We start from the raw sequence: 16,021 nt of genomic DNA, 5'->3' as shown, positions 1-16,021 counted from the left end.
AGTTTTTGATAAAATTATAGACCTCAAAGACAATGTTTTAGACTTTGCAATAAATATATGCAGCGAGTAATAAAACTGCACTCAACAACTAAGCCTTCGTTCGGCATTCAACGCCAAGAATGAAGGCAGTGTTGAACCAAACCTTTGGTAACGATTCCTGTGGAGGATTGCATATTTATTATGGGATTTTTGAGCGGGTTGGTGTGGTGTTCTGCACCACAGTTGCACAAAATTCTCCCTTCGGTCGCCCTTCGACAACTGCGGTTTTGCAAAATTCCAAAAAAAATCCTCGCTTCGCTCGATTTTTTTTCGGAACTTCGTAAATTGGCAGGGAGTTGGTAGTCAGCTTATCGAACAACTGCTAAAAATAATAATCTAAGAGGGAATATATGAATATTAAAAAGCTTAATAACAAACAAAATATTTCTACTGACAATAAACTAAGTAGAATTTATTCCCAATTTAGTGAACTTTTAAACGAGTTAAACAAAAAAGATTTGAACCAAAGTGTTGTAACGTTTATAAACGAAAATGTTGACTATTTGAACCTATCGACATTAAATGGAAGTCAACTGGCTAAACTTGTAAAACAAAAACAAACTGCCATTTTAAAACAAGTTGAAAAAGAACATAAAATTGTATCTAAAAATTATTACAGAACAATTTGGATGTTATTTGGAATGAGTGGAATTGGTTTGCCAATCGGAGTTGCTTATGGGCTCAGTATAGGCAATATAGGACTTTTAGGACTTGGAATACCAATCGGTATGGCAATTGGTCTTGCCATTGGTGTATCATTGGACAAAAAGGCATTTATTGAAGGGCGACAACTTAATATCGAAATTAAGAACTAATAATTCAAAACAAGGCGGGGTAATTCCCCAAGCCATCCCCAATGATGTTCCGGCTGCTTATCTGTCTTTTGATGATCTTGCCAGCAATGTTCTTGCCGCATTGGAAAAGCCTGAATTGAAAGGTAAGTTTATTCCAATTGGCGGAAGAGGTCTACTGGAGTGGCAATGGAGAGGAATGGAATGGGCTGATCGTGTAGCACCCGCACGTTGTCAAATACCAATTGCTGATGTTGCTGAAGCCGATATTGGTAAGGGTTTGATTGGCCTGTCCTAATGCGCTGGAGATGAAGCCCCAAAAGGAAAGACAAAGCAGCAGTGGTAATCTCATCTGGATTTTTGAGTAAAGGTGATTCGATGCTTTTGATTTAGGGTGACCCTGCTTTACAACCCCGCTTCTTTCAACCAGGATTTCAATAGCGCTAAATCTCTTTTCATTGCTGAAATAATTTCTTGGGGGTCAATGGTTGGGGTTCTCGAACCATTTTCTGCTCCGCCCAAATCATACTCAAAGTGCATGGTAATCGGCACATTGAGCTGGTATTGTTTGATCAATTGCAGGAGCAGTTTCCAATTGACAATTCCTTCGCCGAGGGGGCAACCTACTTTTTGCAGCGTACCATTTTTTAATTCCCACTTAAAATCCTTGATGGGCAATGATTTGATGTATGGCGCAATCAGCCAGAAGCCTGTTTCCCAATTGGCTCCGTTTTCAGCGGTAGCGTGGTTGATATCGTATTGGCAGCCCGTATGTGGCGAATTGATTTTTTTTAAGATGGCGTAAAGATCCCAAATGGCTGCCCCAAAGTTTTGCCCGCCATGATTCTGATACTCGCCTGAAATCTTGTATTTTTTATTCAGTTCATCTACCCCTTTCATTTGTTGGCCAAAGCTATCCACTTGCCCCATAATGTCCTTCTTCATGTCATAATGGTACCAGCCCATGCGGTAATGCTTGATTTTTTGGGTGCTAGCGGTCTTTAACACCAGCTCCGAAAGCGCATCTGCCTGCAAAATACTGGTCACCATCATCGGAATTTTAATTTTGGCCTTTTGAGCCGCAAGTACCGCTTTGGGCAAGTCGGTTTCAACGTTTTCAGGAAGTACATGTCCCTCTGGGCGCACGGTGAGGTCAATTCCATCGAAACCCATTTCGGCTACGGTATTGGCCAATGTTTCGTAGTCTTTGATCCAATGAAGGGTTTTAGAAAAAACACTGATCTCCATTCCAGTGATGGGTTCGGCAAAAAGGAAATTGGTTTTTGGTAAAACAGCAGCAGCAAGACCTGTTGCAATAAAATCTCTTCTTTTCATGGTTAAATGGATTTAACGCTAACAATCTACAAAAAATCATTTACTGGTCTATCTTGCCACCATCATTGCACCACCAGGATCGAATGCACCCCTAACACAGGCACTTTCAGTGTGGCTACTCCATTCGAATACGTGAAAGGCAAAGCTTTGTTTTCGGGTTGTTGCACAATTTTCAGGGGCTTTTGGGGCAGCCTGATTTTGAGGTTCAAATCCGTAATTGGCGGCAGCTCATCGTAAGTATATACTTTATCGCTGTTGTAGTTCCCTCCGGAATTGATCAAGTTGATGGCCAGTTTTCCTTTCAAGTCATTGACCGTGACATGCACCAGTTTGGAACCCTTTACTTCCACAATCGGATTGGGGAAAAGTTTGTTGACGATGCCATTCAGAAAATCGCGCAGTTGAGGCGATTGGAAATTGCGGTAACTCTGGCCAAAATTGAAGTATACCCCGGCGATTTTCCCCTTTCCCAGATCCGCCACAGAGGCCGCGGTGCCACTGGGGTAGCGGGTGTCCTGGTTGAGGTAATAATTGCCCAAAGGTTGACTTCCAGTTTTCAGGATTACCGGTTGGAGCAAATCATTCACCAGCCCCAGATCGCCATTGCTGGCCACCCAGCAGAGTTTCTTTTGGGGAGCGGCGCTCAGTTCGATGCCCAGTTCAGCGCTGAAATTTTTCACCGCCTCCGCGCCGATCACCAGGAGTTTTCCGCCGTTTTGGGCATAGGTTTTCAATTCCTGTAAAAAATCGGGTTCCAGATAGCTCCATTCGGGGATCACAATCAGGGGGTATTTGGCCAGGTTTCCTTTCAGGTGGTGCTCCGCCAGAACTTCCACTGCATTTTGTCCATCCATCAACGCCGTTAAAATGGCCCTGCTCGCTTCGGCGATGCCATTGCCGTAAATGCTGGAACTGAACTTTTTGTAACTGGCCAATGAATACAAGAGCGCTACTTGAGGAACTGCCTGTGCACCCTGCGTATACGCTTGTCTTGCCCGGGCAAATTTGGCCAATTCAGCCATGGTTTTTACCTGCTGTACCCGAATGGAAGCGTCGCGATTTTGCGTAAAATAACATTGGTAAGTGCCGCCGGTAGCAATCACTTCGGCAATTTCCTGGCTCAGGTTCAGCGCAGTTTTGGGACCATGGTTGCCCGTATTCCAGGCCGTATTAAAACTCCAGGACATCAAATCCCAGGGCTTTTTGTAGGTGCGCGACTGGGCCGCCAAGACCCTGGATTCAAACAGTGCGGAATTCACCCCGTTCATGGGCGTGAGGTCGCCGGACATAAAATCGACGTTGAGGTCTACGGGTTCGGGCATGAATGAGGAAAAAGCCCAGTTGGAGGCCACCTGAAAGCTGGGTTTGTACCGGTGCAATTGATCGGTATAATGGCCAACGTAGTTTTTGAAAGATTGACGGGCAAAATTCATAAAATCGAGGTAATGCTCGTCTTGTTTGTTTTTGGGTACAGCAGATATACCTGTTGTCTCTTGAAACTTCTTTAGCGCCAAAGGCGAATAATCGAGTACCGTTGCCCAACAATCACCGTCCACCCAAACGCCATCTACGCCGTAGTCGGCAATTTCTTTTAGTTGCGGAATCAGCAGCTCGTCGACATAGGCCCCGTGTACCGAGGTTTTTTGGGTGCTGGGTTTGCCATTGGCATCTATTGCTGCCCATTCGGGGTGTTTCCTGAGGGCGGCATCGTCATACACGCCAGAGTAGTGGACATACAGCGCCACGCCATGTTTTTGGGTCACCTTGCGGAACAAAGCGAGTGGATCTTTGCTGAAACTTTTGACAGCAGTGCCATCCGCCACTTTGCTGGGATAACTCGTCACGCCCGGATGGCCTTTGGAATCTACCTGAATAAAATCGGGTTTGACCGCCGTCAGCAGGCTGTCGATCATGCCTTCGGTCAGCGTTTTTCCCACCAATGAATCGTTGACACTTGCGTGAAAATCGAAGTGCAGCCCGAAAAAGCTGTCAGCCCGACGTAGAGGGGCGTTTTGGGCAATCAAGTGGCTGAAGGAAAACAGGATGAGGGAGAAAAAAAGGTGTTTCATGGCTTTGTTTTTAGGAAAATACCGATAATCAGAAGTTGAATAACAGCTCAATCTGCCCTGCATCACAACCTCCCCCCCTTCAATTCCTTCACCGCATAATCCGCCGCCCTAGCCGTAAGCGCCATATACGTCAATGAAGGGTTTTGGGTAGAGGTGGAAGTCATACAAGCCCCATCCGTCACAAACACATTTTTGCAGGCATGCAGCTGATTCCAGGCATTGAGCAACGAGGTTTTGGGGTCTTTGCCCATTCTTACCCCGCCCATTTCGTGGATATCGAGCCCGGGCGCCTGGTGAGAATCCGAGGTTTTGAAATTGCTAAAGCCCGCGCTTGAAAACATGGCCTCACTTTGCTCAAAAAAGTCTTTGATCATCTTTTCATCGTTGTCGTCATAGTCAATGGAGATCTTCAGTTTTGGCATGCCAAATGGATCGAGTTGTTGCTGGTCTAGCGCCAGGAAATTGCTGGCTTTGGGGATGGTTTCGCCCATCATCAGCATGCCCACTTTCCAGTTGCCCAGCTTTTTGGCCTCGATGCTCTTTTTCAAATCAATGCCAAGGCCAGCTGAATTGATGGATTGCTCGCGCTCAGCCCAGAGTACCGTGGCGTAGCCGCGCAAAAAGTCCATTTCCTGCTGGTACACGTTCCGAAAACGGGGCATGTAGCTGGTGCCAGGACGTTTGCCTTCGGTAGTACGGTCCATAAAACCATCGTATTCAGCGCTGACCCTGGCGCGGTAGTTGTGAAAAGCGACGTATTTGCCCATGAGGCCGTTGTCGTTGCCCAAGCCGTTGGGAAAGCGATTAGAAGTAGAATTGAGCAGGATCAAATTGGTATTGAAGGCGGCGGCATTGACAAAAATGATGCGGGCATAAAATTCCATCATTTCTTTGGTTTCGGAATCAAAGACCCGCACGCCTGTTGCCCGTTGTTTTTTCTCATCGTAAATGATGGAATGCACCACGGAGTTGGGGCGCAGGGTCAATTTCCCGGTTTGCGCAGCCCAGGGCAAAGTAGAGGCATTGCTGCTGAAATAGCCACCGAAGGGGCAGCCGCGCTGGCAGATGGTACGGTTCATACATTTGCCCCGGCCTTGTTGCAAATGAATGGGCTGAGGCTTGGTCAAATGGGCCATTCGGGCACTGATGACATGGCGATTGGGGTATTTTTCTTTGACCTTTTCTTTGAAGTAGGTTTCGACACAGGACATTTCGAAAGGGGGCAAAAACTCGCCATCGGGCAATTCCTCCAGCCCATCGCGATTGCCGGCAATGCCCGCAAACTTTTCTACGTGGCTGTACCAGGGCGCTACATCATCGTACCCAATGGGCCAGGCCACGGCGAAGTTATCGCGGGCAGGGCCTTCAAAATCGTACTTGCTCCAGCGTTGGGTATGGCGGGCCCACAGCAAGGATTTGCCACCAACCTGATAGCCTCTAATCCAGTCAAAAGGTTTGTCCTGGATGTAGGGATGCTCTGCATCTTTGACCACAAAATGAGCAGCGTCTTCTTTAAAAATGTAACAACGATTGGCAATCGGATTGGCTTTTTGAACCTCTAAGGGCATTTCTCCCCGGTGCTCAAATTCCCAGGGGTTCATGAGGGTAGTGGGATAGTCTTCAAGGTGTTTGACGTCTCTGCCACGCTCCAAAACCAGGGTTTTTAAGCCCTTTTCACACAACTCTTTTGCTGCCCAACCGCCACTGATGCCGGATCCAATCACGATGGCATCGTAGGTACGTTTTTTTGCGCTATTCATGGGACTATTAAGATTTTAAGGTGGCTATTTCCAGAATTTCGCCTGAGTCTTTTTTCTTGACGATGACTTTTTTATCCCCATTGGGCAAAATTTCCTCTTTGATGAACCAGTGATCCTGGTCGTATTCCTGATACACCGACGGTTTGGTCAATCCGGTTAGGCCGCGCCAGATGGGTAAATCCACGGGTTCCCACAATTTGGTTTTGGCCGATTTGTAGGCCGCGTCGATAATTGCATTGACCACATAGCCGTCGTAGAAGGTTTCGCTGGGCTGTTGGCCTTTTTCAAAGGCATCAAACATGTCGATAAACATGTTGGTGTAACCCAGTTCATGGGCCTCATCGCCCACGGGAAATTGCCAGCCGCTGGAGCTTTCCGCTTTTTCGACCACGTATCCCCCATCGCCAGCACCGCTGGTAAACATTTCAAAACCTGTGCGCAGCCAGGAGTTCAGCCAGATGGTTCCTTCGGTGCCCATGACTTCATCTCGCAAATCCATCCCGCCGCGGAAGGTCCAGGACACTTCAAATTGACCGATGGCGCCGTTTTCGTATTTCACCAAACCAATGGCGTGGTCTTCAGCATCAATGGGTTTGACCTGGGTATCGGCCCAGCACATCACTTCGACGGGTTTCACGTCTTTGCCAATGAAGTTTCTGGAAATTTCTACACAATGGCAGCCCATGTCCAGAATAGCGCCTCCGCCAGCAAAATTCAAGTCCCAAAACCAGTCGGAATGAGGCCCGGGGTGAGTCTCTCTGGATTTCGCCCAAAGAATCCGACCTATCGCGCCACTTTTAACACTGTTCAATGATTTCAAAAACTTAGGCGTATAGCACAAGTCTTCGAGGTAACCCGCAAAGACGCCTGCTTCCTCACAAGCCTGCATCATGCGCAGGGCTTCGGCAGCGTTTCGACCCAGGGGTTTGGTACACAGCACCGCCTTTTTGTGCTTAACGCAGAGGTGCACCGCTTCTTCGTGTTGGTAATTGGGCAAGGCAATGACTACCACATCGGCATCCGGGTGTTGTACGGCTGCTTCCATATCGGTGAAGTGGTGCGCTACGGAGTAATCCGTAGCAAAGCGCGCCGAAGAGGCTTCGCTGCGCGAAAAAACAACGGTAACGTTGTCTTTGCTCCGTCTGCCGCATAGAGATTCGGCATAAAAACGCCCGATGAATCCGCCGCCAAGAATGCATATATTGGCCATGTTGTTGAAAGTTTAAGGATTGATGTGTTCAAAACTAAAAATTCGCGCTGGATTGTCAATGAAAATTGCCTGAAAATAAGTCCCCAAGCCGCGGGAATTCAATTCCTCCACAAAAGTAGTCAGCAAAAAATCCAGCCCGGGGGTTCCTCCGTAGGATCGCCAGTAAGTGTTCCGAGCTGCATCCATACCCACGGTGATTTGCTGCGGGTATTGGGGCAAAAGATTTTCAAGCAAGGTGTAAGTCCAGTTTTCCTCGTTTTTTTTCCAGCGAAAAGCGCTGTCGTACTCTACACTCACCCCCGTTTGCATCAGGGCGTGATGGTAATCCAGGTCCAGATTTTTGTCCACATGCGACAATACCACGTGACGCAGGTTGGCACCAAGTTTGGCAAAATGTTCGGCTTGCGCCAGCGCATGTTTGCCGCTATTGGTATGGGTGAGGATTGGTGCACCCGTAGCCCGATGTGCATTGACTATTGCCCGAAATATTTTCTCCTGATGGGTCGTGATGGCTTCATCTCCCGTAGCCAGTTTGATCAGTCCAGCGCGGTGGGGCGTACGCTCAACGATCGGTCCGTTGTAATCAAAACGATCGATGCCCAATTCAATATCGGCAATGAACAGCTCGCTCAGTTGGTCTTCAGTATAGGTATAGCGCCAATGGCTGGCTGGGTAGTACTGTTCGAGGTGAATGCCCGTTGGGACGATCAGGTGGATGCCCGTTTGGTGTGATATTGCAGCGGATTTAGTGGGATTTCTTCCGGCATTGACCGGCATTGTATCCACCATTGTGGAGCAGCCCAGGGTTTTTAAGCACTGCAATTCGGTGCAGATTTTTTCGACATCGTTCAGCAAAAAATCCGGGTGATCCAGGGTCACATAATTTTCCTCAATCACCACGTGTTCATGTGAAAAAGTGATGCCCATTTGTTCGGAGGGAAGATCGCCTAAGATGGTTCGAATAAATGGCATCATGCAAAGTTGAGTTTCCATTCATCTTTTCCGGTAAAAGCAGGTTTATCGGGCGTTTCCAGGATTGCGCCTTGTTGCAGCAAGTTTTCGCGCAAACGGGATACCTCTAGCTGGCTGGCGGAGCTATCCCGATCGAGTGATTGCAGCGCGGCCAGTCCGGCAGCCTGCCCCATGGCCATGGTCTGTGCCATCGAGCGACAAGAGGCATGCGCATCATGGGTGGCCGAAAAGCACCTGCCTACTACCCATACCATATCGCTTGCTTTGGGTACAATACAGCCATAAGGTACGCCATAAATGCCACCTTGGGGGATGTATTGCCAGTGCGTTTCGCTTTCCCCATTTTTGCCATCGCGGTGGTCTTCAATGGGGGGGCCGCACAGCAGAATCGAGTCGCTGGGAATTTGCGCAGCCATACATTCCTCTTTGGTCAGGCGATGTTCGCCATACACCCTGCGGGTTTCGCGCACCCCAATCTGGGTGGACAAGCCAATGATTTTTGCATCGGCGTATCCAGGGACTTCTTTTTGGAAAAACGCTTCAAATACAAAGGCTTGGCGGCGGCCTTCTACTTCCGCTTTGGTGAGGTCTTGCACATTGAGCGCATTCATTCCGCCTACTTTTACCGCTACGGTGGAGATGCATTTGGGCATGTTCATGGCGTGGGCAGAGCCTTCTTTGCGGGGCAAGGGATGAGCGGTTGCGGCCATGATTTGGGCCAGGGCTTTTTTTCCACCGGTTTTTTCAAAAGCATCCAGGTCTACGTTGGCCATGCGGAAGGTGGTGGTCATACTTTGGGCAGGTTCTTGTTCTCCAGCTACCTCATAATCAAAACCTGCCAGATGGCAGAAATCGGCATCGCCCGAGGCATCGATGATGCGTTGGGGGATTATTTTCCAAAAGCCGGATTTGTTCCAAAAGATGCATTCGTAGCGCCCGCCGGGCAAGGGATTGACATCAATGAGGGTGGTATGCAGCAAAAAGTCGACTCCAGCATTCAGCATTAGGGTATCCCATACGTTTTTAAGGCGTTCGGGGTTATAGTTCACCCCGGTACCTGCACCGTAGGTATTGGGGCGCAGAAAGACTTCTCCGTGATCATTCAAGGTATTGACCACCTCATCTGGCCAGCCGCCAACGATTTTTTTGGGCGTTTCGCTGGGCGTAAAAAACCCATAAAAAGTATCCAGCATTTGGGTAGACGACCCCCCTAAAAATCCATAACGTTCCACCAGCAACACGCGGTACTTGGCAGAGGCGGCGGCCAATGCGGCCACACAACCAGCCGAGCCTGCACCTACCACTAGAATGTCTACGCCCTCGATGGTTTTCCCGTTTTTGTACATGACCGCTATAGATTTTGCTCAGAAACGTAGCTGGGAATGCCCACTTTTTTGTACATCCGCGAAATGCGGTGAGCATGTTCGTCGTAAGCTGCCTGAAACAACTCCGTTGCGCGTTCGGCACCAATCACTGCTCCAGCAGTCAATACCTTGGGCGGATGGCCTGCCTGGGTCAACAAATTGGCCAACTCGGCTTTGATGCAGTTGATGAGCATGCAGGAACCCACCGTTGAGCCCGGTGCCACGGGAGTATCCAGGTTTTCAATGGTCACCATAGCGTCTCCAACTGGCGCACCAGAGTCGAGTACGAAGTCGCAGAAGTCTTGTAGTTTACGGCCATCCTGCCGCTTGCTGGTGCTGGCTTCCGAGTGCAGTTTGGAGATGATGCCCATGGTTTTGATGCCTTTTTGTTGAAACAACTCGGCCATTTCGATGGGTACGACGTTGCAGCCAGAGGAGGAAATGATGAGCGCAGCATCTAGGTCAGACAGGTCAAAGTTTCTCAAAATTTGAGTGGCCAGACCGGGTACATTTTCCAAAAACATGGCCTGCCGCTGTCCATTGGCCCCCACCACCAGGTTGTGAAAAGTCAAAGACAATTCCACGATGGGGTTAAAACCTGGAAAAGAACCGTAGCGGGGCCACATTTCTTCCACCATGATGCGGCTGTGGCCGCTGCCAAACACGTGTACCATGCGGCCAGCGAGAATGGTTTTGGCAAAAATGGCGGCAACCCGCTGGATGTTGTCTTCTTGCTGGGCCACGGTTTCCAGTAAGCCCTGGCATTTTTGGAGGTAAGTTTGGGTGTAAGACATAGGATATTGCGATTCTTTTGAGTTGATTTTTTAGTATTGACCCTCAGAAATCTCCCAGCCGCCATCCACATACAGGGTTTGGCCAGTGGTAAATTTGGAAGCATCCGACATGAAGTAAATGGCTGCACCATCCAAATCTTCGGGCCTGCCATTGCGGCCACCATCCAGGGGTTGTTTCGTTTTGACAAAACTCAGGATGGTCTCATCTTTGCTGGCGCGTTCCGACATGGGGGTTTCGACCAGCGCTGGTGCCAGGAGGTTGACCCGAATGTTGTCGGCAGCGTAATACGCCGCAATGGATTTAGTGAAGCCGATCACGGCTGATTTGGTTGCTGCGTAAGCATGCGTAACAAAGTATTTGGGAGAAGGAGAAAAGCCCAATACGGAACCCATGTTCAGAATTGTCCCGGCTTTGCCCAAAGTCCGAAACCTGCGGATGGCGGCCTGATTGGAGAGCATGAGGCTGGTGAGGTTCAGTTCGAAGGTTTTGTTCCAGCCCTCCAAACTGAGTTCGTGCAAGGGGCCATCGCCAAATTTGCGCCCACTGCCCCCGGCTACATGGTATAAGCCATCAAAATCTCCGAAAGCTTCAAGGCACAAATCAATGGCCTTTTCAGCAGTGATGGGATCAGTCGCATCGGCGGCCATTACTGTGGCTTTAGCACCCAATAAAGCCTGGGCAGCCTGGCCACTTTCCGGGTTTCTGCCCACCAAAACAACTACTGCACCTTCGCGTACAAAGGCTTTGGCAGCTGAAAGCCCGATTCCGGTGGTGCCGCCTATGATGACAATTTTTTTATTTTTTAGCATAGTCTGGTTAGGTTAAAATACCTCTAGTCGAGGCTATAGGTAATGTAGCCGCCCTTGTATCCGGTATCAGGATTGGGGCTTACGGCAATTGTAAGGTACTGTTTCTGGCCGATGGCATACGTAGAGGGTATGGCGGTGCCATTGCCCGGCAGCTGAGTCTCCCAAACGATTTTACCCGTTGCCTGGTCAAAAGCCCGAAACATTTCATCAGCGGTAGCGGCAATGAAAATTAGTCCTCCGGCTGTAGCAATGCAACCACCCCGGCTGAACATCCCGGATTGTTTGATGCCCATTTTGGCCAGTTTAGGATCCTCTCCCAGGGGTACTTGCCAGAGGATTTCGCCCCGATTGAGGTCGATGGCATTGAGCGTACCGTAGGGTGGTTTGATGGCGGAGAAGCCCCATTTGTCCCGATAAAAATCATATCCCGAAAAACCATAAGGTTCAGAACTAGCCGATTCCAATCCAGTATCTCCATTTTTGGTATCCAATGGGGTTCCTTTCAGATAAGCAATGATGGCATTGATTTGTACGGGTGGCAAATGTTTGAACGATGGCATCGGTTCGGCAGCTTTTTTGAGGATGTTTTCGAGTTTTTTGGCCGAATACAGCTTGACTTTTGCGCTGATGTCAGGGCCAGCCCCTGCACCTTTTTTATCCATTCCGTGACAACTGCTGCAGTACAATTTGAATAGGTTTTCGCCAGTTTTGTCGTTGTTCGCGGTCAAACCCTTCATCTCATGTAATTTTAAAAACCAGGGCAAATCCACCGAATTGACAAACATTACCCCAGATTGGGGGTTAACAGCAGCTCCACCCCAGTTTGAGCCCCCATTCGCCGAGGGGACAATGATTGAACCCTTCAGGTTCGGTGGCTCATAAATGCCCGTATTGTACTGTTGGCTAGCGATTTGATCCTTGATATATTGCTCCGATTCCGGGCTGATGGTGCTGTAATACTCTTTTTTGAAGCCCTGACGGGCAAAAGGGGCGGGTTTGACCGGGATGGGTTGGGTTGGCCAGGGCTTTTCACCGGGCATCTCACTTTTGGTTGGTACAGGTACCTCTTCAATGGGGAAAATGGGTACACCAGTAGCCCGATTGAATACATACACGTAGCCAATTTTCGTTGCCAGGGCTACAGCATCCACTTTTTTGCCATCCTGTTCAATGGTCACCAAATTAGGCGGTGAACCATTGTCGCGATCCCACAAATCGTGGTGGGTCGTTTGGAAATGCCAGATTCTTTTGCCTGTTTTGGCATCTAAAGCCAATAAACAATTTGCGAAAAGGTTTTGGCCTTCCCGATCAGCACCATAAAAGTCAAAAGAAGGAGAGGCGGTAGGGACGTACACGATGCCTCTTTTTTCATCCAAAGCCATACCGCCCCAACAATTGGCCCCGCCATTTTTGTCGCGGGCACCAGCCGGCCAGGTATCTGCGCCATATTCACCCGCTTTGGGGATGGTATGAAAAGTCCACACCAACTTACCAGTATTCACGTTGAAAGCGCGGATGTCTCCGGACGTTGAAGGCAATTCATCGGGCACTTTACAACCAATGATGTATAGGTCATCGTAAATCACGCCGGGGGCATTGCTGCTTACGGCCACCTCGTTGCGCCTGTCCTTACTTACGCTAAGTCCGGTGTAAAAGTCGACTCTCCCGTTTTTGCCAAAACTAGGCATCGGCTTCCCAGTGGAGGCGTCAATCGAATAAAGGGTTGATCCTGCTACGAATAAAATGGCATCAGGTTTGCCTTTGCTGCCCTTGCGGTAGGCTATTCCTTTGGTCCAATTGTAGATATCCGAAGCATCGGGCACAAATTCCCAGATCAATTTCCCGTTGCTGGCGTCCAGTGCGACCAGTTTATTGGAAGGCATCAAGGCGATCATTTTGCCATTTACCACCAGCGGATTTAAAAAAATGCTCGATCCATCGGCGGATTCCTGATGGTGCCAAACTTCTTTTAGCTGTTGTACATTTTTGAGGTTGATCGCATCCAACGGTGAAAATTTGCTCTGACTCGGGTCATACCCGAAATGAGCCCAGTCCCCTCCATTAACCGGCGGGGCAAGCTCTTGGGGAACTATACCACGCCATAAGGCGATGAGTGGCAGAAACAAAAGGAGAAATGGTAACTTTTTCATCGTTGTCTTGCTGAATTTTGATGTAGGGCTTGGTCAAAATAATACCAATGTATTGGTGTAAAATGAAAAGGTACACAAAAAAACAACTCCTCTTGCTATCTTGCCACTACAAACAAACTTTTAATGATACTATTTTGACTAAAATAAAGTTAACCAAAAATGCCCTTTTCCAAAAGCTTCCTCTTTCTACGGGAAGTTCGTTCATCGTGAATCGGTACGTGTCGCCGCACTTTGAAACGCCCTGGCATTTTCATGAAGAATACGAACTGGTGTATTGCGAAAAGGGTTTTGGCATGAAGTTCATCGGCAACAGTTTTTCCAGCTACCAGGAAGGAGAAATTGCCTTCATTGGCAAAAACGTCCCCCACCTGTTCAAAGCCGATGATTCGTTTTACCAAGTTGGCTCAAGTGTCAAACCCAGCTCCATTGTCGTACAGTTTTTGGAAAGTTTTTTGGGCAAACACTTTTTCAACTGTTCGGAAATGACCGAGATGAAACAAGTGCTCGCTTTATCCATGAATGGCGTCATGGTTTTGGGCGAAACCGGAGAAAAAATAAAAACCATCCTGTATGAGATGTTAGCGGCAGGCAAAATTGGACGTTTGAAGGGTTTGATTGAAATCTTTGGCTTGTTGTCTAGTTCCTCCGAATTGCAGCCTCTCTCCATCAATACCATCAGCGGCATCAATGTCAAAGACAGTTTAAAGATGCAGAAAGTGCTGGAATATGCCCTGCTGCACTACAAAAACGACATCAGCATCCAGGCTGCTGCCAAATTGGCCAACTTGTCCGAATCGGCCTTTTGTCGCTATTTCAAATCACGTACACAGAAGTCCTTTCTGAGCTTTGTCATCGAAATGCGTTTGAACGAGAGTTGCCGTTTGTTGAAAGAAACCGACCTGTCAATTCTCGACATTTGTTATGAGTCGGGCTTTAAAAACCTGTCGAATTTCAATCGCTTGTTCCGCAAGCAGTTTCAGGAAAGCCCGGTGGAGTATCGGAAGAAAATGGAGGGGTGATGGATGCCTGTGATGTTGGATTTTTTTGCATGGTGGCTTTTGGTTCCTGGAAATCGCTGAGCACTTTTACGGATAATCAAACAGAATATTCATGGTCAAAGAAGTATGTACAAGCGATTGCGCATAAGCATTTGGGGTCAAACCATAGGTGCTGATAAACGTCAGCCAAATCGCTTTTGTGGTTTTGGTGCTGTTTTTAAAGACACCCATTTTGCGGCGCAAATCTTCGGAATAGGCTTTGTCGATCGTAAAAGGTTTGATGGAGAATTTCATTTCACAGAGATTGATCACTTGATCGCGTCTATCAATCAACAAGTCAATTTGGGCTTTTTCGTAACCGTCGCTACCAAGCCAAGCCGAAGATTGGGTTTGTACGCTGCCGATACCTAAGGCCTGCTTAATCTGTGGGAGATGAAGGAGACAGATTTGTTCAAAAGCATAGCCACTCCAAGCTCTGGCATTGGGTTGATCCAAACCATTAATCCAAAAATCATCGTCATATTGGCTATTGTTTTTGATGAATTTGAGGTAAAATAAGGAATAGAAGTCCGTTAATTGATACAAGGCTTTGTTCTTATTTTTGCCATAAGTATGGTATTTCCTGATAAAACTACTTTCTTCCAACTCCCTCAAAACCGTGGTGGTATTGCCGCCGTCGGGTAATTTAGCGGCTTTCAAAAGAGCCTGTCGTTCCATCCCCATTGAATGTTGAGCAAGCGCTTCGATGACGGCAATATGTTTGTCGGCTTTTTTAAAAAGACTGGCATACAGTTTATCAAATTCGTTGCGGAATTTCCCACGAACTTTAAAACACAAATCATTAATGTTTTGAGCCGCACTTTTGCTGGGGTCTATGGCATTTAGATAGAAGGGAATACCGCCAAAAACCATATACAACTGCAAAATATGGTAACGGTCATAACTGGGTATTTTATCCTTAAAGAAGGCTTCGCACTCTGCCAAAGTAAAGGGTTCAAGGTAAATAAGGTGCGTTACACGATTGTACAACCCGCCTGTATTGTTGATGAGTTGGTTGATGATCCATGAAGCTGCCGAGCCACAAACAACAAGATTAATGTCAGAATGTGCACTCGCCCAACTATTCCAAAAATGTTCTAAGGCTGAAATAAAGAATGAATTAGGGGTATCTAACCACGGTAACTCATCTAAAAATATCGTTTTTTTACCTGTTTTAGGCAAGGTTTCAAAGCCTTTGATGAGTTGTTGAAAGGCTTGAAACCAAGTCGTAGCGATGGGTTGGTCTTCAAAATCCGGGAAGTAATTCACCAACGCCGCATGAAAATTGGTCAATTGATGCGACAAATCTACGTTTGCAAGACCTGTCAATTGAAAGGTAAATTGACCGTCATAAACATTGCGGATTAAAAAAGTCTTGCCGACCCGTCTGCGCCCATATACGGCGGCAAAGGTTGAGCCATCTACGCTCAATAAAGATTTTAGCAACGCTATTTCTGCTTGTCTTCCGATTATTTTCGCCATTATTAATGCCTTATTCTGGCGGAAAGATAATATTTTTAATGGTTTTCGCCAAAAAAATGATAAAATTTCGGCGGAAATCATGAACCAGCCAATAAAAATTGATTCAACAGATGCACAATAATCAGTGCTAAAGCAGGATGAATCACCGTACCCCACAACTATTCCGCAACCGGGGGGGTTAACACAGTAGCCATTTTATTTAAAATTG

13 protein-coding genes are annotated in these 16,021 nt (G+C 47.7%); 3 read left to right on the top strand and 10 right to left on the bottom strand.

The genetic code is table 11. The features are described from left to right. Positions 1 to 389: 389 nt before the first annotated feature. Both ABW391_RS20935 and ABW391_RS20930 read left to right on the top strand, forming a co-directional pair. Positions 390 to 854 (top strand): hypothetical protein, encoded by a 465-nt coding sequence (locus ABW391_RS20935; RefSeq protein ID WP_353483867.1) that lies wholly within the window; start codon positions 390 to 392, stop codon positions 852 to 854. Then, positions 817 to 1,128, top strand: coding sequence for a hypothetical protein (locus ABW391_RS20930; RefSeq protein ID WP_353483866.1), 312 nt, complete (start codon positions 817 to 819; stop codon positions 1,126 to 1,128). The genes ABW391_RS20935 and ABW391_RS20930 overlap by 38 nt, the downstream gene beginning before the upstream one ends. Before the next feature lie 107 nt (positions 1,129 to 1,235). Here the strand turns inward: ABW391_RS20930 and ABW391_RS20925 are convergent, their stop codons facing one another. From ABW391_RS20925 to ABW391_RS20885, 9 genes are all read right to left on the bottom strand, one after another. Continuing rightward, positions 1,236 to 2,165 carry a sugar phosphate isomerase/epimerase family protein gene (locus tag ABW391_RS20925; protein WP_353483865.1) on the bottom strand — a complete coding sequence of 310 codons (930 nt, stop codon included), beginning with the start codon at positions 2,163 to 2,165 and terminating at the stop codon, positions 1,236 to 1,238. Between the two features lie 62 nt (positions 2,166 to 2,227). Next, the gene (locus ABW391_RS20920; RefSeq protein WP_353483864.1) at positions 2,228 to 4,234 is read right to left on the bottom strand and encodes a beta-galactosidase; all 2,007 of its coding nucleotides are present in this window, start codon (positions 4,232 to 4,234) and stop codon (positions 2,228 to 2,230) included. Positions 4,235 to 4,296: 62 nt separating this feature from the next. Further along, positions 4,297 to 5,994: a GMC oxidoreductase gene (locus tag ABW391_RS20915; protein ID WP_353483863.1), complete on the bottom strand. Its 1,698-nt coding sequence runs from the start codon at positions 5,992 to 5,994 to the stop codon at positions 4,297 to 4,299. A gap of 7 nt (positions 5,995 to 6,001) precedes the next feature. Continuing rightward, positions 6,002 to 7,204, bottom strand: coding sequence for a Gfo/Idh/MocA family protein (locus tag ABW391_RS20910; RefSeq protein ID WP_353483862.1), 1,203 nt, complete (start codon positions 7,202 to 7,204; stop codon positions 6,002 to 6,004). A gap of 12 nt (positions 7,205 to 7,216) precedes the next feature. After that, positions 7,217 to 8,179 (bottom strand): phosphotriesterase family protein, encoded by a 963-nt coding sequence (locus ABW391_RS20905; RefSeq protein WP_353483861.1) that lies wholly within the window; start codon positions 8,177 to 8,179, stop codon positions 7,217 to 7,219. Beyond that, positions 8,176 to 9,522: an FAD-dependent oxidoreductase gene (locus ABW391_RS20900; RefSeq protein ID WP_353483860.1), complete on the bottom strand. Its 1,347-nt coding sequence runs from the start codon at positions 9,520 to 9,522 to the stop codon at positions 8,176 to 8,178. The genes ABW391_RS20905 and ABW391_RS20900 overlap by 4 nt, the downstream gene beginning before the upstream one ends. 5 nt (positions 9,523 to 9,527) lie before the next feature. Next, positions 9,528 to 10,334 (bottom strand): sugar isomerase domain-containing protein, encoded by an 807-nt coding sequence (locus ABW391_RS20895; protein ID WP_353483859.1) that lies wholly within the window; start codon positions 10,332 to 10,334, stop codon positions 9,528 to 9,530. Positions 10,335 to 10,364: 30 nt separating this feature from the next. Continuing rightward, positions 10,365 to 11,144, bottom strand: a complete 780-nt coding sequence (locus tag ABW391_RS20890) for an SDR family NAD(P)-dependent oxidoreductase (protein ID WP_353483858.1) — start codon at positions 11,142 to 11,144, stop codon at positions 10,365 to 10,367. 23 nt (positions 11,145 to 11,167) lie between these two features. Then, positions 11,168 to 13,294 carry an outer membrane protein assembly factor BamB family protein gene (locus ABW391_RS20885; RefSeq protein ID WP_353483857.1) on the bottom strand — a complete coding sequence of 709 codons (2,127 nt, stop codon included), beginning with the start codon at positions 13,292 to 13,294 and terminating at the stop codon, positions 11,168 to 11,170. A 134-nt stretch (positions 13,295 to 13,428) separates the two neighbouring features. Between ABW391_RS20885 and ABW391_RS20880 the strand changes: the two genes are divergently transcribed. Then, complete coding sequence (locus tag ABW391_RS20880; RefSeq protein WP_353483856.1) at positions 13,429 to 14,313, top strand: AraC family transcriptional regulator; 885 nt, start codon at positions 13,429 to 13,431, stop codon at positions 14,311 to 14,313. A 66-nt stretch (positions 14,314 to 14,379) separates the two neighbouring features. On the opposite strand, the gene ABW391_RS20875 is transcribed toward ABW391_RS20880, so the two are convergent. Beyond that, a complete protein-coding gene (locus tag ABW391_RS20875; protein WP_353483855.1) occupies positions 14,380 to 15,894 on the bottom strand; it encodes an AAA family ATPase in 1,515 nt (504 codons plus the stop codon). Between the last annotated feature and the right edge of the window lie 127 nt (positions 15,895 to 16,021).

This window comes from Haliscomenobacter sp. (assembly GCF_040403615.1).
Taxonomy (GTDB): domain Bacteria; phylum Bacteroidota; class Bacteroidia; order Chitinophagales; family Saprospiraceae; genus Haliscomenobacter.
Note: the sequence above shows the minus strand (reverse complement) of the source record. Positions and strands in the feature narration are given on the sequence as shown.